Annotated in this window: 24 protein-coding genes and 3 tRNA genes; 11 read left to right on the top strand and 16 right to left on the bottom strand. The window is 65.8% G+C overall.

Features of this window, described 5'->3' with window-relative positions; translation table 11 throughout:
- Positions 1-101: 101 nt before the first annotated feature.
- Positions 102-1,361: an esterase LipQ gene (lipQ, locus tag AWC06_RS18780; RefSeq protein WP_085200040.1), complete on the bottom strand. Its 1,260-nt coding sequence runs from the start codon at positions 1,359-1,361 to the stop codon at positions 102-104.
- A 195-nt stretch (positions 1,362-1,556) separates the two neighbouring features.
- Between lipQ and AWC06_RS18775 the strand changes: the two genes are divergently transcribed.
- Both AWC06_RS18775 and AWC06_RS18770 read left to right on the top strand, forming a co-directional pair.
- Positions 1,557-1,630: transfer RNA gene (locus AWC06_RS18775), tRNA-Arg, on the top strand.
- 60 nt (positions 1,631-1,690) lie between these two features.
- Complete coding sequence (locus AWC06_RS18770) at positions 1,691-2,449, top strand: enoyl-CoA hydratase (RefSeq protein ID WP_139820123.1); 759 nt, start codon at positions 1,691-1,693, stop codon at positions 2,447-2,449.
- Positions 2,450-2,544: 95 nt separating this feature from the next.
- On the opposite strand, the gene AWC06_RS18765 is transcribed toward AWC06_RS18770, so the two are convergent.
- From AWC06_RS18765 to AWC06_RS18730, 8 genes are all read right to left on the bottom strand, one after another.
- Positions 2,545-3,753 (bottom strand): dihydrolipoamide acetyltransferase family protein, encoded by a 1,209-nt coding sequence (locus AWC06_RS18765; protein WP_085199521.1) that lies wholly within the window; start codon positions 3,751-3,753, stop codon positions 2,545-2,547.
- Positions 3,750-4,778, bottom strand: a complete 1,029-nt coding sequence (gene bkdB / locus AWC06_RS18760) for a 3-methyl-2-oxobutanoate dehydrogenase subunit beta (protein ID WP_085199520.1) — start codon at positions 4,776-4,778, stop codon at positions 3,750-3,752. The genes AWC06_RS18765 and bkdB overlap by 4 nt, the downstream gene beginning before the upstream one ends.
- On the bottom strand, positions 4,778-5,869 hold the full coding sequence (gene pdhA, locus AWC06_RS18755; RefSeq protein ID WP_085199519.1) for a pyruvate dehydrogenase (acetyl-transferring) E1 component subunit alpha: 1,092 nt from the start codon (positions 5,867-5,869) through the stop codon (positions 4,778-4,780). Before pdhA ends, bkdB begins: the two co-directional genes overlap by 1 nt.
- Positions 5,870-5,935: 66 nt before the next feature.
- Positions 5,936-6,754 (bottom strand): HpcH/HpaI aldolase/citrate lyase family protein, encoded by an 819-nt coding sequence (locus AWC06_RS18750; protein WP_085199518.1) that lies wholly within the window; start codon positions 6,752-6,754, stop codon positions 5,936-5,938.
- A complete protein-coding gene (locus AWC06_RS18745; RefSeq protein WP_085199517.1) occupies positions 6,754-7,248 on the bottom strand; it encodes a MaoC family dehydratase in 495 nt (164 codons plus the stop codon). The genes AWC06_RS18750 and AWC06_RS18745 overlap by 1 nt, the downstream gene beginning before the upstream one ends.
- Positions 7,245-8,405 carry an acyl-CoA dehydrogenase family protein gene (locus AWC06_RS18740; protein WP_085199516.1) on the bottom strand — a complete coding sequence of 387 codons (1,161 nt, stop codon included), beginning with the start codon at positions 8,403-8,405 and terminating at the stop codon, positions 7,245-7,247. The genes AWC06_RS18745 and AWC06_RS18740 overlap by 4 nt, the downstream gene beginning before the upstream one ends.
- Before the next feature lie 10 nt (positions 8,406-8,415).
- Positions 8,416-10,395, bottom strand: a complete 1,980-nt coding sequence (locus AWC06_RS18735) for an ATP-binding protein (RefSeq protein ID WP_085200038.1) — start codon at positions 10,393-10,395, stop codon at positions 8,416-8,418.
- A gap of 5 nt (positions 10,396-10,400) precedes the next feature.
- Positions 10,401-11,951: a carboxyl transferase domain-containing protein gene (locus AWC06_RS18730; protein ID WP_085199515.1), complete on the bottom strand. Its 1,551-nt coding sequence runs from the start codon at positions 11,949-11,951 to the stop codon at positions 10,401-10,403.
- A 77-nt stretch (positions 11,952-12,028) separates the two neighbouring features.
- Between AWC06_RS18730 and AWC06_RS18725 the strand changes: the two genes are divergently transcribed.
- On the top strand, positions 12,029-12,658 hold the full coding sequence (locus AWC06_RS18725) for an SACE_7040 family transcriptional regulator (RefSeq protein ID WP_085199514.1): 630 nt from the start codon (positions 12,029-12,031) through the stop codon (positions 12,656-12,658).
- Between the two features lie 46 nt (positions 12,659-12,704).
- Complete coding sequence (locus tag AWC06_RS18720; protein ID WP_085200037.1) at positions 12,705-13,442, top strand: MmpS family transport accessory protein; 738 nt, start codon at positions 12,705-12,707, stop codon at positions 13,440-13,442.
- Between the two features lie 7 nt (positions 13,443-13,449).
- Here the strand turns inward: AWC06_RS18720 and AWC06_RS18715 are convergent, their stop codons facing one another.
- Positions 13,450-14,778 (bottom strand): MFS transporter, encoded by a 1,329-nt coding sequence (locus AWC06_RS18715; protein WP_139820122.1) that lies wholly within the window; start codon positions 14,776-14,778, stop codon positions 13,450-13,452.
- A 25-nt stretch (positions 14,779-14,803) separates the two neighbouring features.
- Here AWC06_RS18715 and cmrA point away from each other — a divergent pair, with 25 nt between their 5' ends.
- Positions 14,804-15,610: a mycolate reductase gene (cmrA, locus tag AWC06_RS18710; RefSeq protein WP_085199512.1), complete on the top strand. Its 807-nt coding sequence runs from the start codon at positions 14,804-14,806 to the stop codon at positions 15,608-15,610.
- 3 nt (positions 15,611-15,613) lie between these two features.
- Here the strand turns inward: cmrA and AWC06_RS18705 are convergent, their stop codons facing one another.
- Complete coding sequence (locus AWC06_RS18705) at positions 15,614-17,143, bottom strand: helicase HerA-like domain-containing protein (RefSeq protein ID WP_085199511.1); 1,530 nt, start codon at positions 17,141-17,143, stop codon at positions 15,614-15,616.
- Positions 17,144-17,245: 102 nt separating this feature from the next.
- On the opposite strand from AWC06_RS18705, the gene orn reads away from it, so the two are divergent.
- Together orn and AWC06_RS18695 are read left to right on the top strand one after the other, a co-directional pair.
- Positions 17,246-17,893: an oligoribonuclease gene (orn, locus tag AWC06_RS18700; protein WP_085199510.1), complete on the top strand. Its 648-nt coding sequence runs from the start codon at positions 17,246-17,248 to the stop codon at positions 17,891-17,893.
- 34 nt (positions 17,894-17,927) lie between these two features.
- Positions 17,928-18,000, top strand: a tRNA-His gene (locus tag AWC06_RS18695).
- 58 nt (positions 18,001-18,058) lie between these two features.
- On the opposite strand, the gene AWC06_RS18690 is transcribed toward AWC06_RS18695, so the two are convergent.
- Positions 18,059-18,286 (bottom strand): hypothetical protein, encoded by a 228-nt coding sequence (locus AWC06_RS18690; protein WP_085199509.1) that lies wholly within the window; start codon positions 18,284-18,286, stop codon positions 18,059-18,061.
- A 280-nt stretch (positions 18,287-18,566) separates the two neighbouring features.
- Between AWC06_RS18690 and AWC06_RS18685 the strand changes: the two genes are divergently transcribed.
- The gene (locus AWC06_RS18685) at positions 18,567-19,232 is read left to right on the top strand and encodes a helix-turn-helix domain-containing protein (RefSeq protein WP_085199508.1); all 666 of its coding nucleotides are present in this window, start codon (positions 18,567-18,569) and stop codon (positions 19,230-19,232) included.
- A gap of 14 nt (positions 19,233-19,246) precedes the next feature.
- Here AWC06_RS18685 and AWC06_RS18680 read toward each other — a convergent pair whose 3' ends face one another.
- The gene (locus AWC06_RS18680) at positions 19,247-20,461 is read right to left on the bottom strand and encodes a L,D-transpeptidase (protein WP_085199507.1); all 1,215 of its coding nucleotides are present in this window, start codon (positions 20,459-20,461) and stop codon (positions 19,247-19,249) included.
- A 160-nt stretch (positions 20,462-20,621) separates the two neighbouring features.
- Between AWC06_RS18680 and AWC06_RS18675 the strand changes: the two genes are divergently transcribed.
- Together AWC06_RS18675 and AWC06_RS18670 are read left to right on the top strand one after the other, a co-directional pair.
- Positions 20,622-20,697, top strand: a tRNA-Lys gene (locus tag AWC06_RS18675).
- 139 nt (positions 20,698-20,836) lie between these two features.
- Entirely contained in the window at positions 20,837-21,553 is a 717-nt protein-coding gene (locus tag AWC06_RS18670; RefSeq protein ID WP_085199506.1) for a hypothetical protein, read from the top strand.
- 17 nt (positions 21,554-21,570) lie between these two features.
- Here the strand turns inward: AWC06_RS18670 and AWC06_RS18665 are convergent, their stop codons facing one another.
- Positions 21,571-21,798: a DUF3618 domain-containing protein gene (locus AWC06_RS18665; RefSeq protein ID WP_085199505.1), complete on the bottom strand. Its 228-nt coding sequence runs from the start codon at positions 21,796-21,798 to the stop codon at positions 21,571-21,573.
- Positions 21,799-21,887: 89 nt separating this feature from the next.
- Between AWC06_RS18665 and bcp the strand changes: the two genes are divergently transcribed.
- Positions 21,888-22,361: a thioredoxin-dependent thiol peroxidase gene (bcp, locus tag AWC06_RS18660; protein ID WP_085199504.1), complete on the top strand. Its 474-nt coding sequence runs from the start codon at positions 21,888-21,890 to the stop codon at positions 22,359-22,361.
- On the opposite strand, the gene AWC06_RS18655 is transcribed toward bcp, so the two are convergent.
- Positions 22,358-23,683, bottom strand: a complete 1,326-nt coding sequence (locus AWC06_RS18655) for a dipeptidase (RefSeq protein WP_085199503.1) — start codon at positions 23,681-23,683, stop codon at positions 22,358-22,360. The genes bcp and AWC06_RS18655 overlap by 4 nt on opposite strands.
- 42 nt (positions 23,684-23,725) lie before the next feature.
- Entirely contained in the window at positions 23,726-24,118 is a 393-nt protein-coding gene (gene acpS, locus AWC06_RS18650; RefSeq protein ID WP_085199502.1) for a holo-ACP synthase AcpS, read from the bottom strand.
- Positions 24,119-24,172 lie beyond the last annotated feature (54 nt).

Here is a 24,172-nt window from a genome sequence, read left to right as displayed (position 1 = left end):
GGTTAACGCGGTGGTGGTAGCCGATTGGGAGATCGGGTCAGCTGATAGACGCCGTTAAGATTGCTGGCGAAAATTGGTGGCAGCCCGCCCAATTGAAAAATTCAGCTGGCCGGGGTAGCCATTTCGGGTAAAGCCCTCGACTTCGAACGCACATATTGCCCGTAGACGACACCGAAAAAGTCGGCGACGGCGTCGGCGGCCAGTCGCGACCGTACGGTGCCCACCGTGTCAAAGGCATGGTGGGCGTTGGCAAGCTCGGCGTAACACACGGTAGGTGCTCCGGCCTCGCGGAGCGCGGCGCAAAAGGCTCGCGCCTGTGCGCTCGGAATCACCGAATCGTTCTCGCCGTGCAACACAAAAAACGGCGGCGCATCAGAGTGCACATGCGAAATCGGAGACGCCGATTCGAATAAAGCGGGGTCGTCGGCGTAGCGGGTTTTCATCACGAAGTGCTCTAAAAACGGCAGCATGAGTTCGTTCATTTTCTCGACATCGGTCAAGTCATAGACGCCGTAATAAGGGGCGGCCGCCTGCACCGTGGTGTCGGCGTCTTCGAAGCCGGGCTGCAGGCTCTCGTTATCAGCGGTGAGCGCAGCCAACGAGGCCAGGTGCGCACCCGCCGAGCCACCGGTGACGGCAATGAAGCCGGGGTCGCCGCCGTAGTCGGCGATGTTCTCCCGCACCCAGGCCAGCGCCCGCTTGACGTCGATGATGTGTGCCGGCCACGTCTTACGGGGGCTCTTGCTGTAATCAATGGACACGCAGATCCAGCCGAGTTCCACCATCCTGCCCATCAGCGGATAGGCCTGCCCCCGTTTCCCGTTGATGGCCCAGCCTCCGCCGGGGATCTGCACCAGCACCGGTGCCCGGCATCCTTTCGGCATGTCCGGATGACGCCAGATGTCCAGCAGGTTGTCGCGGCCGCGCGGTCCGTAGGCGATATCCGACGTCTGCGCGGCGTACCGGCGGCGGTGTCCGGCTGCTTGCAACAGGCCGCCGCGACGTGCGCAGCCGGGCGCTTCACCGATCGGATGGCGCACCAGGTCGCAGTAGTTCGCGCCGAAAGAGTCGCCGAGCGCCGTAGTGAGGATGTGATCCGCACGCTGTGCGGCCCAACTCGTGGCAACACGGCCGACAGAGAGCGGGGTCACCCCGGATAAGGCGTGCCCGGTGACGACTTGCGGTGGGAATTCAGCGGATAGCCAACCGGCGAGCCAGCCCAGCAGGGCCGGGGATCCGCGCAACAGCAGGGCACCGGCCTGGTAAGCGCCGATCGGGCCGGCGGCCAGCTGCATTCCGTGTCGTAACACCTCGGAACGCGCCCGCGAATATCGCGTTCTGACATCAAAGGCAACGGTCATCGCCCGCCACTCCTCGTCGTCGAGCACACGTGTCGCCGCCTGCACGCGGGCTTGCGGCCGTCGGTAGCGTACGTGTGTGGCGCGTCACACACTAGCGAATCACTATTCCTGCCAACGACATTTCGTTCGGCGTTGCGCGTGACAGGTCGGCGTATTTCGCCGTTGGCTACACTGACCTGGGCAGAGAAGTTTCCGGCCCCCGTAGCTCAGCTGGACAGAGCGCATGACTTCTAATCTTGTGGTCGCAGGTTCGAGTCCTGCCGGGGGCGCCGATCCGACGCTGATGTGACAACTGGGGCTTTTGAGGTGCCCAGACCCGACTTCCGGAGGTGCCCGTGGCCGATCTTGTCCTCTACCGCGTCGACAATCACGTCGCGCTGATCACGGTCAACGACCCCGACCGGCGCAACGCCGTAAACGCGGAGATGTCGACGCAACTGCGTGCCGCGGTGGAGCGCGCCGAAGCCGATGCCGACGTGCACGCCGTGATCGTCACCGGCGCAGGCAAGGCGTTCTGCGCCGGCGCCGACCTCAGCGCCTTGGGCAACGCAACCGAGCAAGGGCTGCAGCGCGTCTACGACGGGTTCATGGCCGTCGGCAAGTGCACGCTGCCGACTATCGCCGCCGTCAACGGCGCGGCGGTCGGCGCCGGTCTGAACCTGGCGCTGGCGGCCGACGTGCGCATCGCCGGGCCGAACGCATTGTTCGACGCCCGATTCCAAAAGCTGGGACTGCATCCGGGCGGTGGCGCAACCTGGATGCTGCAACGAGCGGTCGGACCGCAGGTGGCTCGCGCAGCGTTGCTGTTCGGTATGCGCTTCGACGCGGAATCGGCTGTGCGACATGGGCTTGCGCTCCGCGTGGCCGACGACCCGGTCGCCGCCGCCGTGGAACTGGCGTCCGGGCCCGCGGCCGCGTCCCGAAATGTCGTACTGGCGACCAAGGCCACAATGCGTGCCACCGCCAGCCCGGGATCGGTCGATACCGACCACCACGAACTCGCCAAGGACACCGAACTCGGACCGCAAGCCGCCTCGATTCAGTCACCGGAGTTTGCCGCCCGCCTGGCCGCGGCCCAACGCAGGTAGTCCGCCGCCCGAGACTGCGGTGGTGGCGTCGAGACTGCAGACGCGGCGTGTTTCCAGCGCGGTCAGACACCGTGGGCGCAGTTTCGACGCGACGGCTACAAGTCCAGCAGCGCCGTCTCCGGCGATTCGATGAGCCCGCGAAGCTCGTTCAGGAATGCGGCGACGGTGGCGCCGTCCGCGACGCGGTGATCGAACACGCAGGTCAAGGTCATCTGCGGACGGATGACGACCGCGTCGTCGACAACCGCGGCCCGCGGTTTGAGTGAGCCCATGCCCAAAATCGCCGCCTCCGGAGGGTTGATCACCGGCACACCCTCGTCGAGCCCGAGGGCGCCGAAGTTCGACACCGTGAACGTCGAGCCCTGCAGCTCGGCGGGTTTCAGCGTGCCCGCGCGCGCCTGCTCGGTCAGCCGAACGACGCATTCGGCGAGCTGGCGGGTGGTCTTGCCCTGCGCGTCGGTGACCACCGGCACCAACAGACCGCGGGGGGCGGCGACCGCAAAGCCGAGATGCACGGCATGATGCGAATGCACCTGCGCGCCGTCCGGCGTGTCAACCCACGTCGAGTTGAGGATCTTGTGGTGCGTCAACGCGATTACCACGAACCGCAGTGTCAGGACAAACGGGGTCAACTGAAGTTGATCGTGCAGCCTCAGCAGGTTACTGCAATCCACCCGCACACCGGCGTGCGCATCGGGAATCTGGCTGCGCGACAAGGACATCCGTTGCGCCACCTCGGCGTGTACTCCGCGCACCGGCACCACATCGTATGACACACCGGGCCGCTCGGCGCCGACTCCCGCGGCGGCCAAAACGGCCTCCCGGCTGATCAGACCGTCGGCGCCGGGCGGCACGTCATTGAGATCGACGAGCAGGTCGGCGGCCAGCTTCCGCACAGACGGTTTAGCTTTGGGTCGCCTGCTGATGTCGAGTGTGTCATCAGCCCCGTATCCGACGAGTACCGGCCTGCGCGTGGACGATTCACCGTTCGATGCGGTGTTAGATGGGCTCCGGCCCTCCTCGCGCACGCGCTCGTCGACCGAAGCCGTGTCGGGCGCGGTGTCGATACGCACCAACAGCGAGCCGACCGGCAGCACCTCGCCTTCCGCGCCGTGTATTTCGACGACACGGCCGGCGTACGGGCTGGGGATTTCAACTTCCGCCTTGGCGGTTTCGACCGAACACAAGGTTTGGTTGAGTTCCACGACGTCGCCGACCGCGACGTTCCAGCACGACAGCGTCACCTCTTCCAGACCCTCGCCAAGATCGGGGACGACGAACGGTTTGACGTGCTCGTCGGTCACGGGAGCTCCAGCACACGCTCAACGCAATCCAGCAGTCGATCGGGTCCTGGCAACCACAACTTCTCCAGCCGCGCCGGCGGGTACGGGGTGTCAAACCCGCAGGCGCGCAACACCGGTGCCTCTAGTTCGTAAAACATCTCTTCCTGGATGCGGGCGGCGAGCCCCGCGCCGTAGCCGAGGCTGCGCGGCCCCTCGTGCAGCACCACGCACCGCCCGGTGCGGCGAATAGACGCGGCCACCGCGTCGAAATCCAATGGGACCAACGACCGAAGGTCGACCACTTCGATGCTCCAACCCTGTTGCCGGGCCGCCATTTCCGCGGCCGACAGGGCGGTGGCCACCAGGGCGCCGTAGGTCAGCACGGTGACATCGGTACCGGCCCGGCGTACCTCGGCGCGCCCGATCGGCAGCCCGGGCCGGGTGGTGTCGACAACCTCGCGACCCCAGTAGCGGCGCTTGGGTTCCAGGAACATCACCGGATCCGGGCATGTAATGGCATGCCGGAGTAGCCAATAGGCATCCGAAGGAGACGACGGGACCACGACCTTCAGGCCGGCGGTGTGCGCCCAGTAGGACTCGGTGGATTCCGAATGATGTTCGACGGCACCGATACCGCCGAACGAGGGGATCCGCACGGTGACCGGCATATCAATTTGACCGCGGGTGCGGGTGTGATACTTGGCCAGGTGGCTGACCACCTGGTCGAAGGCCGGGTACACGAAGCCGTCGAACTGGATCTCGGGCACGGGCACGAAGCCGCGCAGGGCCAGGCCGATCGCGATACCGATCAGTGCGGACTCGGACAGCGGCGTGTCAAAACATCGGCCCGCGCCGAAGGCCTCCGCCAGTCCCTCGGTAACCCGGAAAACGCCGCCCTGCGCCGCGATGTCCTCTCCGAACACCAGCACCCGGTCGTCGGCGGCCATCGCATCGTGCAGGGCGCGGTTCAGCGCCTGCACCATTGTCAGCGGCGGCGTGCTTGCCGGCAATGTCGCGTCGGTTGGGCGTTCGGCGATCTGGGTCATCACGCCTCCGTACCCAACTCGGCCCGCAGCTGCTGACGCTGGGCTTCCAGCGCGGGTGTGATCTCGGCGTACACCGTGGTGAACACCTCGTCAACGTCGATATCGGGCGCCCCGAACACCGCATCGCGCAGCTCGGCCCGTAGTCGCGTGGCCCGGGCGGCGACCCGGTCGGCCAGCCGGTCCGACCAGAGTCCCTGGCCCTCGAGATAGGCGCGGTAGCGCGGGATTGGGTCCAGCGCCAGCCAATGATCGAGCTCGTCCTGGCTGCGATAGCGGGTCGGGTCGTCGGAGGTGGTGTGCGGGCCTAGCCGGTAGGTGACCGCCTCGATCAGCGTCGGCCCGTCGCCGGCTCTGGCCCGGGCCGCCGCTTCGGCCATCACCTCGTAGCAGGCGAGCACGTCGTTGCCGTCCACTCGGATTCCGGGCATCCCGTAACCGATTGCCTTGTGCGCGATGGACGGCGCGGCAGTCTGCTTGCACACCGGCATCGAGATCGCCCACTGGTTGTTCTGCACGTAGAACACGCATGGCGCACGAAATACCGCCGCCACGTTGAGGGCCTCATGCACGTCGCCCTCGCTGGTGGCGCCGTCGCCGATGAATGCCACCGTCACGGAGTCTTCGCCGAGGCGCTGGGCGGCCATCGCCGCCCCGACCGCATGCAGGGCATGCGTGCCCACCGGAATGGAGATCGGGGCGCAACACTTCGTGACGAAATCCAAGCCGCCATGCCAGGTTCCGCGCCACATGGCGCCGACATGGCCGGGCGGGATGCCGCGCACGATGAAGACACCTAGTTCGCGGTACTGCGGAAACAGCCAATCCGTCTTGCGCAGGCAGGCCGTCGCGCCGATCTGTGCCGCCTCCTGACCGCGGCATGACGGAAACAGCGCCAGTTCGCCCTGGCGCTGCAAGTTGACGAACTCGGCGTCCAGCTCGCGGGTGAGCGCCATCATCTCGTAAAGCCAGCACAGCGTCTCTGCCGGGAGTTCACGGCTGTAGCGGTCTTCGGCGGTCGGCGTTCCGTCCGGGCTGATGAGTTGCACCGGCGCAAGGCCGGGGGTCATCGGCATCTGAGAAAGCTCAGTCATACCGCCTCCTACCCGTACCGGGCGCGGTGCGCGGCGAGTCAGAGCAAACTCGTACGACCGGGACTGCTACGAGCCAGAGTCAGCCGCCAGCCGCACGATCCGCTCGGCTCGCCGCAACACTGGCGCATCTACCATTATGCCTTCAAATGCGAAGACGCCGCGTTCATCGGCGGCAGCAGCCAGTACGTGTCGCGCCCACTGCACCTGGTCGGCTGTGGGTGCGTAGCCGGCCCGGATCACGGGCACCTGGCTGGGGTGGATAGCAACCTTCGCGTCGAAGCCGACTGCGACGGCGTCGTCGACCTCGGCGCGCAGCCCGTCGAGATCCTTGATGTCGAGGTACACCGCGTCCAGCGCGAGTCGCCCATGCGCCTTGGCGGCCAGTAGCGACTGCGAACGGACGTGACGGGCCACCTCGCGGTAGGTCCCGTCTGGGTAGCGGTTTGCCGTGCCGCCGAGCACGGCGAACAAATCCTCCGCCCCCCACATCACCGCGATCGCGTTGTCGGTGCGGACGTTTTCCGTGACGGTCAGCGCGCCGAGCGGCGACTCGACAAGCACGACGACGTTCAGCGGCGCTAGCGTGCTAACGTGTTCAGGCGCTTCGCATTTGGGAAGCATCACGGTGTCGTAGCCGGTTTTTGCCAATGCTTCGAGGTCGCGGGCCTGGTCGTCGGTGCCGAATGGGTTGACGCGAACCACGGTGCGCGCAGGGTCGAGCGGAACGTCGACAAGCGCATCTCGCGCGGCCTGCCTATCGGGTGCGGCGACGCCGTCCTCTAGATCGAGAATCACGATATCGGCTGCGGCGGCGGCCTTTTGGAAGCGTTCGGGCCGATCGGCCGGGCAAAACAGCCACGCCGGCCCCGGATTGTGCAAGGCCATCAGTCGGCAGCCTCGGCAGGCCGCATGCGTACCAGTGTCTTGCGGCTCGCGGTGGCCACCACATCACCGTGTTGATTGCGACCGGTATGGGCGAACGTCACGATGCCCTCACCGGGCCGGCTTTTGGATTCTCTTTTCTCGGTGATCACAGTCTCGGCGTAGAGCGTGTCGCCGTGAAACAGTGGCTTGGGAAATGCGATTTCGGAGAACCCGAGATTGGCGACAATGGTGCCCTGGGTCAGCTGCGCGACCGACAACCCGACCAGGGTCGACAGGGTGAACATCGAATTCACCAACCGTTGATTGAACGGAGGCAGCGCGTCGGAGAACGCCGCGTCCAGGTGCAGCGCTTGGGTATTCATGGTCAACGTCGTGAACAACACGTTGTCGGCTTCGGTGATGGTCCGGCCAGGGCGGTGCAGGTAGCGCACGCCGATTTCGAATTCCTCAAACCACAGACCGCGTTGAACGATCTCCCGCTCACTCGACGTCACAGGCCAACCTCGCGGGCGATCACCATCAACTGGACCTCGCTGGTACCTTCGCCGATCTCCAAAATTTTGCTGTCCCGGTAGTGCCGGGCGACGGTGAACTCGTTCATGAACCCGTAGCCGCCGTGGATCTGGGTGGCATCACGGGCATTGTCCATCGCCGCCTCACTGGCGACGAGCTTGGCGATCGCCGCCTGTTTCTTGAACGGCTTACCGGCCAGCATCAGCGCGGCGGCATCGTAGTACGCGGTGCGGGCGGCATGGGCGCGCGCCTCCATCCGCGCGATCGTGAAAGCGATGGCCTGATGGCGACTGATCGGCTTTCCGAAAGCTTCACGCTCTTGCGAGTACTTGACGCACTCGTCCACACAACCCTGCGCGGCGCCGGTGGACAACGCGGCGATCGCGATGCGGCCCTCGTCGAGAATGCGCAGGAAGTTGGCATATCCGCTGCCGCGTTCGCCGAGCAGGTTCTCCTGGGGCACGCGCACGTCGTCGAAGCTCAGCGGGTGGGTGTCCGAGGCGCACCAGCCGACCTTGTCGTAGGCCGGCTCGACGGTGAGCCCCGGCGCGGGCACGGGAATCATAATTGAGGAGATCTCCTTGTTGCCGTCCCAGTCGCCGGTCACCGCCGTAACGGTGACCAGCTTGGTGATATCGGTCCCGGAGTTGGTGATGAACTGCTTGGACCCGTTGATCACCCAATGCCCGTCGTCGAGTTCAGCGGTGGTTCTGGTCGCGCCCGCATCGCTGCCGCCGCCCGGTTCGGTCAGCCCGAACGCACCCAGCGCACGGCCACTGGCCAACTGCGGCAACCACTCCCGCTTCTGCGCCTGGGTGCCGAACCGGTAGACGGGCATGGCGCCCAGCGAGACACCGGCCTCCAGGGTGATCGCCACACTTTGGTCGACCTTGCCGAGCTCCTCCAGCGCCAGACACAACGCGAAGTAGTCGCCGCCCATGCCGCCGTATTCCTCGGGGAAGGGAAGGCCGAACAGGCCCATGTCGGCCATCCCGGCGACCACCTCGTAGGGGAACGAGTGCTCGGCGTCGTGGCGAGCCGCGACCGGTGCGACCACGCTCTGTGCGAAATCGCGGACCGTTTTGGCCAATTGTTGATATTCGTCGGGAAGTGCCCCGGTCGCTAGGAAGTCAGGCATGAACTCGCCCTTAGCCTTTCGTGTTCGCGGTAATGCGGGCCAGTGACTGGCCCACCGTCACTTGGTCACCTACTGCGACTAGTAGTTCGACCACACCGTCGACGGGTGCCGCCAACGTGTGCTCCATCTTCATCGCCTCGACCGTGACTACGACGGTCCCGGCCTCCACTTCGGCAGCATCGTCGACCCCTACTGCGACGATGGTCCCGGGCATCGGGCTGGTTAATTCGGCGTCGCCGCTGTGCTCGTCGTCTGGACGCACCGGTGCTTCCCGGACCTCCTCGAGCACCGCGGTGCTGCCGCCGCCGGCCAACCAGATCGTGTGACCCGCCGCGGCGACGGTGTATTCGGTACGGACCCCGCCCAGCGTCACCGTCAACTGTTGACCCGCGAGAGCGGCTTGCAGGGAACGGGATTCGCCGTCCTCGACGCGGGCTGCGGCGGCTTCGGGGTCACCGGTGATGTGGACGTGGTCGATACGGTCACCGGCACGCAGCCGGATGCTTACCGGAGCTCGGGCACCGACTCGCCATCCCGAGGGCACCTCCCACAGATCGGCGCCCGGCAGGGGGAATAGCCGCAACCAGCGGTAGGCAGCAGCGGCGATAAGTTGGTCGTCCGACGGCGCCGCCACGACGAAGTCCCCGGATCGTCGATCCAACAGCCCTGTGTCGAGCCGGCCGGCGGCGACGTCGGGATCGGCGAGCAGGAACCGGGCGAACTCGATGTTGGTGACCACGCCAAGCGCCGCGGTGTCCGCCAGCGCCCGGTCGAGGGTCCGCAGTGCGGCTGCCCGATCCGCCCCATGCGCGACGACCTTGGCCAGCATCGGGTCGTAGTCGCTGCCGACCACCATCCCCGCCGACAGGCCCGAATCGATCCGCACCCCAGCGCCGTTCGGTTCCACCACCGCCAGCACATCGCCGCCGGTGGGCAGGAAGCCGCGGGCGGGATCCTCGGCGTAGACGCGCGCTTCGATCGCATGTCCCTGCAGGGAGATATCAGCCTGACTCGCGGTCAACTTCTCCCCCGCGGCGATCCGGACCTGCCATTCCACCAGGTCCCAGCCCGTCACCATTTCGGTGACGGGATGCTCGACCTGCAGCCGGGTGTTCATCTCCATGAAAAAGAACTCGTCGGGCCGGTCCGCGGAGACGATGAACTCCACCGTGCCGGCCCCCGTGTAGTCCACGCTGCGGGCGGTGTCACAGGCGGCGGCGCCGATCCGGGCGCGGGTGGCAGTGTCCAGCAGCGGCGACGGCGCCTCCTCGATGACCTTCTGGTGCCGCCGCTGCAGGCTGCACTCCCGCTCACCGAGATGCACGACATTGCCGTACGCGTCTGCCAGCACTTGGACTTCGATGTGCCTGGGACTCAACACGAACCGCTCGAGGAACAGGGTGTCGTCACCGAACGCCGCGGCTGATTCGCGACGGGCGCCGGCCAGGGCGGCGGCCAGGTCGGCGGGCCGCTCGACCATACGCATCCCCTTACCCCCACCGCCGGCGGAGGGCTTGACCAGCACCGGGTAACCGATTTCGTCAGCGGCAGCGGTCAGTTCGGCGTCGGACAGACCCGGTCGTGCGATACCGGGAACCACCGGCACACCGAACTGCGATACCGTGCTCTTGGCCGCGATCTTGTCGCCCATGGTCTGGATCGCGCCCACCGGCGGGCCGATGAAGGTCACCCCGGCAGATGCCAGTGCCGCCGCGAAATCGGCGTTCTCCGAGAGGAATCCGTAACCGGGGTGTACCGCTTGGGCTCCCGTCCGCAGTGCCGCGTCAACTACCACGGGGATGTTCAAGTAGCTTTCTCGCGCGGGCGCCGGCCCGATCCGGACTGCGACGTCGGCCTCGGCGACGTGGCGTGCGTTGGCGTCGGCGTCGCTGTAGACAGCCACCGATCGGATGCCCATCGCCTTCAACGTCCGGATCACCCGGACCGCGATCTCTCCGCGGTTGGCGACCAAAACCGTGTCGAACGCCATCACATTCACATCCTGAACACGCCATAGGAGACCGGCCCGAGGGGCGCGTTGGCTACCACCGAAAGCGCAAGCCCCACAACGGTCCTGGTATCAGCCGGGTCAATTACCCCGTCGTCCCACAGTCGCGCCGTCGAATAGTACGGATTGCCCTGGTGTTCGTACTGCGCGCGGATGGGCGCCTTGAACGCTTCCTCTTGCTCGGCGGTCATCTCGCCGCGCACCGTCGCCAGCACCGACGCCGCCTGCTCGCCGCCCATCACCGAGATCCGCGCGTTCGGCCACATCCACAGGAAACGCGGCGAATACGCCCGCCCACACATCGAGTAGTTGCCCGCGCCGTATGACCCGCCGATCACCACGGTGAGCTTGGGCACCCGCGCGCATGCCACCGCGGTCACCATCTTCGCGCCGTGTTTGGCGATGCCGCCCGCCTCGTAGTCACGGCCCACCATGAACCCGGAGATGTTCTGCAGGAACAGCAACGGCACCATCCGCTTGTCGCACAACTCGATGAAATGCGCGCCTTTTAATGCTGACTCAGAAAACAGCACACCGTTGTTGGCGACGATGCCCACCGGGTGGCCGTGAATGCGGCCGAACCCGGTGACCAGCGTGCTCCCGTAGTCGGCTTTGAATTCACCGAATTCACCGCCGTCGACAAGGCGGGTCACCACCTCGTGCACATCGTAGGGGCTCCGTGGGTCGACGGGGACCACGTCGTAGAGCTCGGTCTGGTCGGCGGCCGGGTCCACGGCGGGCAGCACATCCCAAACGCGCGGTTCGCGGGGCCCCAGCGTGGAGACGATGCGCCGGATGATGCGCAGTGCGTCACGATCGTCGTGGGCCAGATGATCTGTGACGCCGGAGATCTTGGAGTGCAGGTCTCCCCCGCCAAGATCCTCGGCGGAGACCACTTCTCCGGTGGCGGCCTTCACCAATGGCGGCCCGCCCAGAAAGATGGTGCCCTGGTTGCGGACGATGACGGCCTCGTCGCTCATCGCCGGGACGTATGCGCCTCCCGCCGTGCACGATCCCAGCACCGCGGCGATTTGCGGTATCCCCTCGGCACTGAGTTTGGCCTGGTTGTAAAAGATCCGGCCGAAATGTTCACGGTCGGGAAAGACCTCGTCCTGACGAGGCAGAAACGCTCCGCCGGAGTCGACGAGGTAGATGCAAGGCAGCCGGTTCTGGCCGGCGATCTCCTGAGCGCGTAGGTGTTTTTTGACCGTAATCGGGTAGTAGGTACCGCCTTTGACCGTCGCGTCGTTGGCCACGATCATGCATTCGCGGCCCGAGATTCTGCCGATGCCGGTGATGATCCCGGCGCCGGGACACTCGTCGTCGTACATCCCGTCCGCGGCCAGCGGAGCGACCTCGAGCAGCGGACTGCCCGGATCGAGCAGGCCGTCGACTCGGTCACGCGGCAGTAATTTGCCCCGGCCGACATGGCGTTCGCGGGCGCGTTCCGGGCCGCCCAACGCAGCCGCGGACAGCTTCTCGCGCAGCCGCGTGACCAGTGCGCGGTGCGCATCGCGGTTCGCCGCCGAAGAACCCATTTCACGCCAATCCAGTTAATGACGACTAACTCATGATACGTTAGTGGCGATTAACCGAAATGTCCAGGAGGGCTGTCATGGCAGGATCTGCGCCGGCCGAGACGCCGAATCGCCGCAGCCGGCTCAAGTCGGACCGGCGCTCGCAGCTGTTGTCCGCGGCCGAGCGGCTCTTTGCCGAACGCGGGTTTTTGGCGGTGCGGCTGGAGGATATCGGCGCCGCAGCCGGAGTCAGCGGCCCGGCGATCTATCGACACTTCCCCAATAAGGAGTCGCTGCTGGTCGAGCTGCTGGTCGGCATCAGCACTCGGTTGCTCGCCGGCGCGCGCGAGGTGAGATCCCGTGCATCCGACGCGGCCGCCGCCCTGGACGGGCTGATCGACTTTCACCTCGACTTCGCGCTGGGTGAACCCGATCTCATCCGCATTCAGGACCGCGACCTCGCGTATTTGCCGGACGCGGCCGAACGCCAGGTGCGGCGCTCGCAGCGACAGTACGTGGAGGTCTGGGTGGGTGTATTGCGCGAACTGCAGCCGGAGCTTGCCGAGGTCGACGCCCGGCTGATGGCACACGCCGTGTTCGGCCTGCTCAACTCCACTCCACACAGTTTGAAGCCCGCAGACACCAGACCAGCGCGGGTCACACGTTCACGCGCGGTGATGCGGACGATGACGGTCGCGGCGTTGACCAGTGGCGCATCCTGCCGGTGACGTGCGCGTCGTGTGCCGCAGGTACCCTGCAGCACATGAGGTGGGTATGAACGATCAGCGTCGACCAGAGCACACCCAGCCTTATCCGCCGCATGCCGACCCGGCCTACAGCGGCCAGTCGTACTACCCGCCGGCGTATTACCCCGGGGCGCCATCCGCTCCGACGCCCAACCCGATTCAAACGAACCCGACCGAGAAGCTGCCGCAGTACTGGCTGCAGGAGCAGGGTCTGTCGCACCAGCCGACACAGGACCCCGAGCCTGGCCGACCCAAAGCTCCACGCTGGTTGTGGGTCGCGGCCGCCGCGGCCGTCCTGTTGGTTACTGCGCTGGTCATCGCGCTGGTGATCGCCAACGGCACGGCCCGCAAGCAAACCGCGGTCTCGCCCCTGCCCGAGATGCCGACTTCACAAAACCCGACAGTGACGGCCTCGACTTCGCCGTCGACGGGGCCCTCGTCGTCCGCCACGACGTCGGCGCCGTCGAGCACCGAATCCAGTCCGCCGACCAACGCGGGCGCGATGCAGACCGTGGTTTACAACGTCACCGGCGAAGGCCGTGCGATCAGCATCACCTACGTGGACAACGACGGGATGATGCAGACCGAATTCAACGTCGCACTGCCCTGGAACAAGCAAGTCAGCCTGCCCAAGTCCGGCAAGCAGAAGGCGAACGTCACGATCGTCAATATCGGCCACGACGTCACCTGCTCGGTAACCGTGGACGGCGTCCAGATCACCCAGCGCAGCGGCGCGGGCCTGACCGTCTGTAGCGGGGCGAGCTGACCACCGCTCAACGCACTTCCGTGGCGAGGCGTCGCTGCGGGGCGCGCACCAGCAGCATGCCCAGCAGCCCTGCACCCATGACCAAACACAGGCCGCCCATGCCTGCGCGATCGGCGTGGAACACATCGATGAAAACCGAAAACAGCCACGGCGCCAAGAAGGACACGGCCCGTCCCGTCATCGTGTAGAGGCCGAAGGCCATACCTTCCTTGCCGTGTCTCGACATTCTCAGCAGCAGGGTCCGCGCCGACGCTTGGGCCGGCCCGACGAACAAGCACAACAGCAGCCCGCAAATCCAGAACGCGCGCGGCCCGGACAACGCCATCAGCGTGAGCCCCAGCGTGATGATCGCCGTCAGTGATCCGACGATGACCGGTTTTGATCCGACACGGTCGTCGAACAGTCCGCCGACCACAGCTCCCAAGGCTGCCACCACGCTCGCGGCCACCCCGAATATCAGCACGTTTCCGCGAGGGATTCCGTACACCCTTACGCCGAGCACCGCGCCGAAGGTGAACACGCCCGCCAGCCCATCCCGAAACACCGCGCTGGCCAACAGGAAATACACCAAGTTACGATCCCGGCGCCATTCAGCGGCCAGATCCGACCACAGCTTGCGGTAACCGCCCAGCAATGCCCTGGGCTGCGCGGCCACCTCGGTGACGACCGGCAGCCGGTGCGCGGTGAGCAACAGCGGCAGTGCGAACATCGCGAACCACGCGGCTGCCAGCAGCATCGCCGCCCGGACGTTGAGTCCGTCGTCGGTGGGCAGGTGCAGCAATCCGCGAGTTCCGCCCGTACCAGAAAAGAAACCGAAATAGACCACGAGAAGCAGCAGAACGCTACCGACGTATCCCGATGCCCACCCGAACCCGGAGATCCGGCCAGAATTCTGCGGCGTCGAAAGCTGGCGCAGCATCGCGTTGTACGGAACGCTGGCCAGATCCGCGCACGCGGCTTCCGCGGCAAGCAACGCCAACCCCGGCCACAGATACTCCGGGCGGTCGCGGATCAGGCTCATCGCGCTCGTCAGCGCCACCGCGAGGCCGGTAAGGATGGTCAGTGCCATCCGTCGCCGGCGCGGATCCTCCACCCATACCCCGATCACCGGCGCCAGCAGGGCGATGATCAATCCGGCGACCCCCACTGCACGGCCCAGCCAGCTTGCCGGCGAGGCGCCTCCGGGCGTGCCCTCGCCGACGGTGCCGGTCAGATAGACCGAGAACACGAACGTCACCACGATCGCGGCCAGACCGGTAACGCCGCAGTCCCACAGCGCCCAAGCGAGCACCCCGGATCGCTGGGATATCCGCCAACCCGGCCCCGGGCTGCTCATCCTGGGGACTCTATAGGCTTGCCGCATGCCCGTACCCGCTCCCAGCCCGGAAGCCCGCGCCGTCGTCACCGGGGCCTCACAAAACATCGGCGAGGCACTGGCCACCGAACTGGCCGCCCGCGGCCACAGCCTGATTGTCACGGCGCGACGCGAGGACGTGCTCAACGACCTAGCCGCACGCCTGGCCGACAAGTACCGCGTTGCCGTCGAAGTGCGCCCGGCCGATCTCGCCGACGTCGCCGACCGGGAGAAGCTCACCGGCGAACTGGCCACCCGCAACATCTCCATCTTGTGCGCCAACGCGGGCACCGCGACGTTCGGTCCGGTATCGGGACTCGACCCGGCGGCCGAGCGGGCCCAGGTACAGCTCAATGCCATTGCGGTACACGACCTTACGCTGGCGGTACTGCCGGGCATGGTCGCGCGCAAGGCGGGCGGCATTTTGATTTCCGGTTCGGCGGCAGGCAACTCGCCGATCCCCTACAACGCGACATATGCCGCCACCAAAGCGTTCGTGAACACGTTCAGCGAATCGCTGCGCGGCGAATTGCGCGGCTCCGGTGTGCACGTCACATTGCTGGCGCCCGGCCCGGTGCGCACGGAGCTGCCGGATCCGGCCGACGCATCGCTGGTCGAGAAACTGGTGCCCGATTTCCTGTGGATCTCCACCGAGCACACGGCACAGGTCTCACTGGATGCGTTGGCGCGCAACAAGATGCGCGTTGTGCCGGGGTTGACGTCGAAGGCGATGTCGGTGGCGAGCCAGTATGCTCCACGCGCTATCGTCGCGCCGATCGTCGGCAGCTTCTACAAAAAGCTCGGCGGCGAGTAAGGGCTAGCGCCGGCGGCGGCCGCTACCCAGCATGCTGCGGATGAGCTCTCTGCCAAGGGCGTTGAGAAATGTCTGGAAGCCCCGGCTGTTCACGAACCGCTTGAACCAGCCCGGCTTCTTCGCAGGTGCGGGCGCAGACTTGGACGACGCCGCCGGCTGTTCGGCCGGGGCTTGTGCTGCCTTGGCTTCCAGTTTCTCGGACGCGGATTCGCGGTCTACGGTCTTACCGTATTTGGCCTGCAGCGGGCTGGCCTGGGCCGCAGCACTTATCGCGTCGTTGCCGATCGCGGCCATCAGCGACCGGGGTGAGCGCAGCCGGGTCCACGCGACCGGGGTCGGGGCGCCACGCTCCGAGAGCACGGTGACCACGGCTTCACCGATACCCAACGAGGTCAGCGCCGAAGCCAGGTCGTAGACATCGGTTTTCGGGTAGGTGCGAACGGTTTTCGTCAGCGCCTTCTGGTCATCGGGAGTGAACGCGCGCAAGGCGTGCTGGATGCGCGCACCCAGTTGGGACAGCACGTCGTTGGGGATGTCGGTGGGCAGTTGGGTGCAGAAGAACACCCCGACACCCCTGGAGCGGATCAGCTTGACGGTCTGCTCGACCTGTTCCAGAAACGCCTTCGACGCATCGGTGAACAACAGATGGGCCTCGTCAAAGAAGAACACCAGCTTGGGTTTGTCCACGTCGCCGACCTCGGGCATGAACTTGAACAGATCGGACAGCACCCACATCAAGAACGTCGAGAACAACACCGGACGCGCGGCCTGGTCCCCGAGTTCCAGCAGCGAGATCACCCCGCGGCCTTTCTCGTCGACGCGAACCAGGTCATCGGGTTTCAATTCCGGCTCGCCGAAAAACGTATCGGCGCCTTCGGCCTCCAAATTGACCAGAGCCCGCAGAATGACGCCGGCAGTTGTCGCGGAAACACCGCCCAGCGACTTCAGCTCGGGCTTGCCCGCGTCGCTGGTCAGGTAGCTGATCACGGCCCGCAGGTCTTTCAGATTGAGCAGCTCGTAGTTCTGCTGCTCAGCCCAATGGAAGATCAGACCCAGGGTCGACTCCTGAGTAGCGTTGAGGCCCAACACCTTTGACAACAGGATGGGACCGAAGCTGGCGATGGTGGCCCGCACCGGAACACCGATGCCCTTGGTGCCCAGCGATAGGAACTCCACCGGAAACGCGCTCGCCTCCCAGTTGTCACCGGTTTCCTTGGCGCGCGCGGTCAGCTTGTCGCTGGCCTGGCCCGGCCGGGCCAAACCGGACAGATCGCCCTTGACGTCGGCCATCAGCACCGGAACGCCCGCCGCCGACAGCTGTTCGGCGATCAGCTGCAGCGTTTTCGTCTTGCCGGTGCCGGTGGCCCCGGCGACCAGGCCGTGGCGGTTGACCGTGGCCAGCGGGATACGAATTTGCGCGGCCGCGTCGGTCGCGTTGTCGACGACGACGGTACCCAGTTCCAGGGCCTGGCCCTGCACTTCATAGCCGGCCGCGATCTGCTTTGCGGGGGTAGCTCTTGACTCAGTGCTCATAAGGCGCGTGTCCTTTCCCCAACTAGTCCCGACTCGACGACACTACTGGTAGCTAGGCCCGCCGGGCAGGTCATGGCTTAACGTGTGCCTACTGTGAACTCTATGCGCGACGAACTGGTGTGGATCGATTGCGAGATGACCGGCCTTGACCTGCGCTCGGACAAGTTGATCGAGATCGCCGTGCTGGTCACCGACGCCGACCTGAACATTCTCGGCGACGGCATCGATGTGGTGATTCACGCCGACGACGCCGCGTTGTCATCGATGATCGACGTGGTCGCCGAGATGCACACCCGCTCAGGGCTGATCGACGAAGTCCGCGCGTCCACCGTGGATTTGGCGGCCGCGGAGACGATGGTGCTCGACTACATCCGCGAACACGTCAAACAGGCGAAAACGGCACCGCTGGCTGGCAACTCGATCGCCACCGACCGTGGCTTCATCGCACGCGATATGCCCGTCTTGGACTCTTTTCTGCACTACCGGATGATCGATGTGAGCTCGATCAAGGAACTGTGCCGGCGCTGGTATCCGCGCATCTACTACGGCCAGCCCACCAAGGGCCTCGCCCATCGAGCGCTGGCCGACATTCACGAGTCCATCCGCGAACTGCAGTTCTACCGGCGCACCGCATTTGTGCCGCCGCCAGGCCCCGCTACCGGCGACATTGCGGCGGTGGCCATCGAGCTTGGAGGTGAACCGCCCACGCCGGAGGAAATCGATTCGGCCGCCGAGCGCCCGAGCGGCTAGTATCGACGTCGCCGCCGCTGGGCTGGCGGCGATGGTGGCTGTAGTTCAGCTGGTAGAGCACCAGGTTGTGATCCTGGGTGTCGCGGGTTCGAGTCCCGTCAGCCACCCCGAAGCCGTAACGCTGCTACCTGGGTTGAGGCCGATCTGAGGCCGCGACTGTCGGGTTCACCCATTAGCTTTCGCATCGCCGAGCACGACGACGGTTCCCGACGGGTGCAGGTTGCTCGCGGCGCCGGGCAGTCCGTGGTACGGCGCGCCGTGGCGTTCGGCATGACGACGGATCTCGTCGTCGACCCAGCAGCCGAATGCCACCGCCAGGACCGCCAAGACGAGCAGGATGGCCATCACGTTCAGGCCGGGTGGTGTCGTGTGAGATTCTTTGGTGGAAGCCATTATTCGTTCGTCCTTTGCTTGGCGCTACCCGCCAGCCAGGTGGTAGCTGACGTCGGCGGTGAGCGCGACGACGCCGCGTCTGCACCGCGGCGTCGGCCGGGTTGGCGCTGCGCGTGTTCTTGGCGTAACCGCTATTGGTGATGAAGAGCATCTGATCCGGCCGATCCATGACACACCGAGAATGTTTCGAAATTCTGATACGTCCTTGTATCGGACACTAAACTATCCGAAACAGTCCGAAATGTCCAGAACGGCTCGCGTATCGGATACGCTTTAACACGTGACCCGCGCCACAGCCGACACCGCCCGGCCGCTGGTCGCTATAGTCGGCGCGAACGTGCGCCGCATCCGCTCAGAGGTCCTCGGGGTGACCCATGACCAGCTGGCGAGGGAAGTCACGGCGCTGGGCTTCCCGTGGAGTTACCTGCGCGCCGCAGCCTTCGAGCGAGGTGACGTAACCCCTTCTCTGGCGACATATCTCATCGTCTGCGCTGCACTCGACCGCCTTGCACAGCCCGACTTCCGCGTCAGGCTGGCCGATCTGGTCATCTCCGACACTCCGATCGAGCTCGCCGAGGGCATCGTGATCGACGGCGATGGCGTGCGTGACGCTTTGGCAGGCGCACCGCCCGCCAGCCTGTTCGCCGACGCGCCAGTCACTCCCCCCCGCTTCGCTCTCGCTGGACGCAGCGCTGCAGAAGTCGCCACAGCAGCGGGGTATGCCCGCGCCGACGTACAGACCGCAACCGCACTTGGGCTCGACCGCGAGTCGATGGTCAAAGCATGTGCGTCCCTCTGGGGCCGGTCACTGACCGCCGAACGCGATGCGCGTGCCGGAGCCGCGCCATCGCGGCGGCAGCTTGGCATCATCACGTCGGAGTTGCGTGAAGAGCTATCCGCATATCTCGACACCCGGGGCAAGCCGTCGGAGTTGCGACATGAGTGAGGTCAGCACGGTCATCATGCCTTGGCATTGCCGGCGTGCCACTGCTCCCACGGGATGTTCCAGTCGCCGAGTCCTTCGGTTCCCGACAATGTGGGGCCCACGGTGTTGATGACTTGGACGATGTCGCCGCGCTTGGTGTGCTCGTAGAACCATTGCGCATTGCTGGGGCTGACGTTGAGGCAGCCGTGGCTGGTGTTGGTGTGGCCTTGGGCGCCCACCGACCACGGCGCGGAGTGTACGAACACACCGCTGTAGGACATCTGCGTGGCGAAATCCACCTCGGTGCGATAGCCGTTGGGCGAGTTGACCGGTACGCCGTAGGTCGACGAATCCATGATCATGTGCGAGAACCGCTCACCGATGATGTAGATGCCACTGGCCGTCGGCGTGCTGTCCTTGCCCATCGACGTCGGCATGGTCTTGACGACCTCGCCGTTGATCCGCACGGTCAGCATCTTGGTGGTGTCGTCGGCCGTCGCGATGAGCTCGTCACCGATGGTGAAGTGTGTTTTCAAGTTGTCTTCACCGAAGAGCCCGTCGCCCAGATCGACGCCGTAGGTGTTGACCGCGACGTTGACGTTGGTGCCGGGCTTCCAGAAATGCTCAGGGCGCCAACGCACTTCACGGTTGTTCAGCCAGTAGAACGCGCCCACGACGGGCGGATCCGTGGTGATCGCGATGGCCTTCTCCGCCGCCGCCCGGTTGGCGATGTCTTCGTCGAACCGGATCGCCACCGGTTCCCCGACACCCACCACCTCACCGTCGTGCGGCATGACATAGGGCATCGTCAGGTTCTGCGGCGACTGCGTTTCGAACGTCATCTGGCGGGTGGCCACGCCACCGAGTCCCCGCGCTTTGGCGGTCAGCGTGTAAGTCCTGTTGTAGCCCAAGGGCTCGGTGGTCGACCAGCGCACGCCGTCGGGGCTGAGTTGGCCGCCGACGGATTTCCCGTTTTCGTTGACCGCGGTGACCGACGCCAGCACACCGGCGTCGGCGCTCACCGTCACCGGACGGTCCACCGCGACGCCGACCGCGCCGTCGGTGACCGAGGCCGTGATCTTGGGCACGAGCAGGTCGCCGAACGGTGTGCCCTTGTCCATGATCGTCTTCGCCGGCGGCGTCCCGCCGCCGCCGCTGCAGGCCCCCGCGCCGAAGACGGCAAGCGGGATCAGCAGCGCTGCTAGCCACAGTCGGCACACGCGGCGACCCGACTTCCAGCGACCTGCCACTTACGTTGTTCCCCTCGCGACCCACAACCCAGTTACTGAGGAGTAGTCTAAAGCGTCCGCGACTGACCGCAGCGCTAGGCGGTTGGGCGTCGCAGCCAGCGATTTTCGCCCGACGGCGCAATGCCTGTTATTGTCGCAAACGCAGTCCATATGGATCCAGGCGCCGTTAGCTCAGTTGGTAGAGCAGCTGACTCTTAATCAGCGGGTCCGGGGTTCGAAACCCTGACGGCGCACCAGGTCAAAGCGATTTCACAGCTCGCGTGCACCCTTGGGTGCACCCCATCGGTCGATGTTGCCGGCCCCATCTCGCAGGGCGCGGTTGCGACGGCGGGACGCATAACCGACACTGACCTACGGAGAGTGGGACCGGCGTACATGACCGAGCCGAATGCCAACGCGCCGACCGTGTTCGTGGCCACGCCGATGTACGGCGGCATGGCCACCGGGCCCTACGTCTGGTCGCTGGCGCAAACGCCCGTTGCGCTGATGAAAAACGGGATCGGGGTGCTCTACGCCTACACGATGAACGACAGCCTGGTGGCACACGCGCGGAACGGGCTGGTCCATCAATTCCTGGGCTCTTCGGCCACGCACCTGATGTTCATCGACGCGGATATCGGCTTCAGCCCCATGGACATCGTGAGCATGGTGCGAGCTGATAAAGACATCGTTTGCGGCATGTACCCCAAGAAGGAAATCAACTGGCAGCGTGTGAGCGAGGCGGCCAAACAGGGTGTTCCGCCCGAAGAGCTCCATAAGTACGTGGCCTCATTCGCCCTCGACCCACTAGACAGATCGGCGCCTGTTCACCCCGACCAGCTGCTGGAGGTAGCCGGCGCTGGCGCCGGGTTCATGTTGGTCAAGCGCGGGGTGTTCGAGAAGTTGTCCGAGCAGGTGCCGGCTTACACCGAGGACGAGAGGACAATCAGCGAGTTCTACGCCACCGGCATCGACCCCGAATCGGGCCGGCTGCTAGCGGAGGACTACCACTTTTGCCGACTCGCGCGCAGCCACGGATTCCGCGTTTATGCGGCACCCTGGGCGCGCTTGAGCCATACCGGGACATACATGTTCGGCGGCGCGATCAATTGACGTATGAACGGGCTTCGTCACCGATTGCGGATTCTGCGGACCGCCACCACGACGACAACGGCGCCGAGCCCGGCCAGCGAGATTGCCACCACGGGCTTCTTGACGAAGGTGATCACCCGGACCCTGAGGTCCTCGGCGATTCGGCGGGGATTGGCCCGCTCAGCCAGTGAATCGACCGTCGACGCGAGCTGGTCGCGGGCCTGGTCGATCTCCTGCTTGATGGTGTCAGGATCCCGCTCCGCCACTCTCGCCCTCCCTGGGTTGATGCCTGCCGCACTACCCTAGATCAGCCAACACCGGTCCCGACGCGCCGGTGAACAGAAAGGGGCCTTCTTTGACCGCTACCGCACGTCTTACGCCTGGCGACAAAGCGCCCGCGTTCAGCCTTCCCGACGCCGACGGCAACACGGTGAAGCTGTCCGATTTCAAGGGCCGCAAGGTGATCGTCTACTTCTACCCCGCTGCGATGACCCCGGGCTGCACCAAAGAGGCCTGCGACTTTCGAGACAACCTGGCTGAACTCAACGACGCCGGTCTCGACGTCGTGGCCATCTCCCCCGACAAGCCGGAGAAGCTGGCGAAGTTCCGCGACAAGGAGAGCCTCACGTTCCCGCTGCTGTCCGATCCCGACCGCAAAGTGTTGACCGCCTGGGGCGCCTACGGCGAAAAGCAGATGTACGGAAAAACCGTCACCGGCGTCATCCGCTCGACGTTCGTCGTCGATGAGAAGGGCAAGGTCGCCGTCGCGCAGTACAACGTCAAGGCCACCGGACACGTCGCCAAACTGCGCCGCGACCTGTCGGTCTAGGCAAGGTTGGCCAGCAGCAGCGCCTCGGTGATCGCCGCTCGTTCCAGCACGCCGAGATCCACGCTCTCGTTGACGCTATGCGCCTGTGTTGCCGGATCTTCGACGCCGGTGACCAGGATCGCGGCCTGCGGGAACGCTGCGGCGAACTCGGCGATGAAGGGGATCGAGCCGCCCATCCCCATCTCGACGGCCTCGGTCCCCCAGGCTTGCCGGAAGGCCGCGCGTGCGGCGTCGTAGGCCGGCCCGCAGGCATCTATTGCGTAGGGCTGGCCGAGGTCGCCGGGTATGACGGTCACCTGGGCGCCCCACGGCGCGTGCTGTTCCAAGTGGGTGCGCAGCGCGTCGAAGTGCGCGGCGGCGTCGCCGCCCGGGGCGATTCGCATGCTGACCTTGGCGCGGGCCCGCGGGACCAGTGTGTTCGACGCCGCCGCAATGGATGTGGTGTCGATGCCGATCACGGTGATCGCCGGCTTGGCCCACAGGCGTTGCGGCACAGAGCCGGAACCGATTTCGCTCACGCCGTCCAGCAGACCGGATTCCGCGCGCACCCGCTCGGCGGGGTAGTCCACGGCGGCGGCCGTGCTTTCGTGCAAGCCGGCCACTGCGACGTTGCCGTCATCGTCGTGCAGGCTGGCCAGCAGCCGCACCAATACGGACAGCGCGTCGGGGACCACGCCTCCCCACAGCCCGGAGTGCAAGCCGTGGTCAAGGGTGGCGACTTCGACCACGCAGTCGGCCAGCCCGCGCAGCGATACCGTCAGCGCGGGAACCTCGGTGCTCCAGTTATCCGAGTCGGCGATGACGATCACGTCGGCGGCCAACACTTCGCGGTGCCCGGCCAGCAGACGGCCGAGCGACGGCGACCCGGATTCCTCCTCGCCTTCGACGAACACGGTGACACCCACCGGCGGTTGGCCGGCGTGTGCCCTGAACGCCGCCAAATGCGTTGCGATACCGGCCTTGTCGTCTGCGCTGCCGCGTCCGTAGAGTCGGCCGTCGCGTTCGGTGGGCTCGAACGGCGGCGACGTCCACTGCGCTCGGTCGCCCTCGGGTTGCACATCGTGGTGGGCATACAGCAGGACCGTGGGGGCGCCGGGCGGTGCCGGATGCCGAGCGATGACGGCCGGTGCGCCGCCTTCGCTGACGATCTGGACATCGTGAAAACCCGCCTGCGACAACAGCTCCGCAGTTGCTTGTGCACTGCGATGTACTTGGTTGCGGCGGCTCGGATCGGCCCACACCGATTCGATGCGCACCAGGTTCTCCAGATCGCGACGCACCGCGGGCAGCACCTCGCGGACACGTTCCACCAGATCGCTCATCGTGTCGAGGTTAGCGGGTCGCCACCCCTGCGCGAGCGTGCGCTAGGGGGTTTCCAGGATGGCCACTGCGGCCGCGGTGTTGCCCTCATGGGTCAACGACACATGGATCGTCACGTCGGCCAGATGCTTGGCGATGTCGCCGGTCAGCCGTACGCGGGGTCGTCCCCACATGTCGGTGACTACCTCTATATCGCGGTGAATACCCTCCGGCAGCACCGGCCGCTGGGCGAAACGTGACCCGGACCAGGCCTTGATAACCGCCTCCTTGGCCGCCCAGCGCGCAGCCAGGTGGCGGGCCGCCGATGAGCTCTTGTCCGACGCGTCGCGCCGCTCACCGGGAGTGAAGGTCTCGGCGAAGACCGTTCCGGGCTGATCCACCTGCTCGGCGAAATCAGGAATGAAGACCACGTCGATGCCCACCCCGACGATGCCCATGGCGCCGCTCCTCCTCATCGCTCCGCTCTGCATCGTCGCCGACGCGGCCCATGA

This window comes from Mycobacterium fragae (genome assembly GCF_002102185.1).
In the GTDB taxonomy this organism is placed as follows: Bacteria; Actinomycetota; Actinomycetes; order Mycobacteriales; family Mycobacteriaceae; genus Mycobacterium; species Mycobacterium fragae.
Note: the sequence above shows the minus strand (reverse complement) of the source record. Positions and strands in the feature narration are given on the sequence as shown.

Bases quoted from the DNA above. Each gene is read 5' to 3' on its own strand.
- lipQ (WP_085200040.1), bottom strand. From the start codon at position 1,361: ATGACCGTTGCCTTTGATGTCAGAACGCGATATTCGCGGGCGCGTTCC.
- bkdB (WP_085199520.1), bottom strand. From the start codon at position 4,778: ATGACCCAGATCGCCGAACGCCCAACCGACGCGACATTGCCGGCAAGC.
- pdhA (WP_085199519.1), bottom strand. From the start codon at position 5,869: ATGACTGAGCTTTCTCAGATGCCGATGACCCCCGGCCTTGCGCCGGTG.
- AWC06_RS18750 (WP_085199518.1), bottom strand. From the start codon at position 6,754: ATGGCCTTGCACAATCCGGGGCCGGCGTGGCTGTTTTGCCCGGCCGAT.
- AWC06_RS18740 (WP_085199516.1), bottom strand. From the start codon at position 8,405: ATGCCTGACTTCCTAGCGACCGGGGCACTTCCCGACGAATATCAACAA.
- AWC06_RS18735 (WP_085200038.1), bottom strand. From the start codon at position 10,395: ATGGCGTTCGACACGGTTTTGGTCGCCAACCGCGGAGAGATCGCGGTC.
- AWC06_RS18730 (WP_085199515.1), bottom strand. From the start codon at position 11,951: ATGGGTTCTTCGGCGGCGAACCGCGATGCGCACCGCGCACTGGTCACG.
- AWC06_RS18725 (WP_085199514.1), top strand. From the start codon at position 12,029: ATGGCAGGATCTGCGCCGGCCGAGACGCCGAATCGCCGCAGCCGGCTC.
- AWC06_RS18720 (WP_085200037.1), top strand. From the start codon at position 12,705: ATGAACGATCAGCGTCGACCAGAGCACACCCAGCCTTATCCGCCGCAT.
- AWC06_RS18715 (WP_139820122.1), bottom strand. From the start codon at position 14,778: ATGAGCAGCCCGGGGCCGGGTTGGCGGATATCCCAGCGATCCGGGGTG.
- cmrA (WP_085199512.1), top strand. From the start codon at position 14,804: ATGCCCGTACCCGCTCCCAGCCCGGAAGCCCGCGCCGTCGTCACCGGG.
- AWC06_RS18705 (WP_085199511.1), bottom strand. From the start codon at position 17,143: ATGAGCACTGAGTCAAGAGCTACCCCCGCAAAGCAGATCGCGGCCGGC.
- orn (WP_085199510.1), top strand. From the start codon at position 17,246: ATGCGCGACGAACTGGTGTGGATCGATTGCGAGATGACCGGCCTTGAC.
- AWC06_RS18690 (WP_085199509.1), bottom strand. From the start codon at position 18,286: ATGGCTTCCACCAAAGAATCTCACACGACACCACCCGGCCTGAACGTG.
- AWC06_RS18670 (WP_085199506.1), top strand. From the start codon at position 20,837: ATGACCGAGCCGAATGCCAACGCGCCGACCGTGTTCGTGGCCACGCCG.
- AWC06_RS18655 (WP_085199503.1), bottom strand. From the start codon at position 23,683: ATGAGCGATCTGGTGGAACGTGTCCGCGAGGTGCTGCCCGCGGTGCGT.
- acpS (WP_085199502.1), bottom strand. From the start codon at position 24,118: ATGGGCATCGTCGGGGTGGGCATCGACGTGGTCTTCATTCCTGATTTC.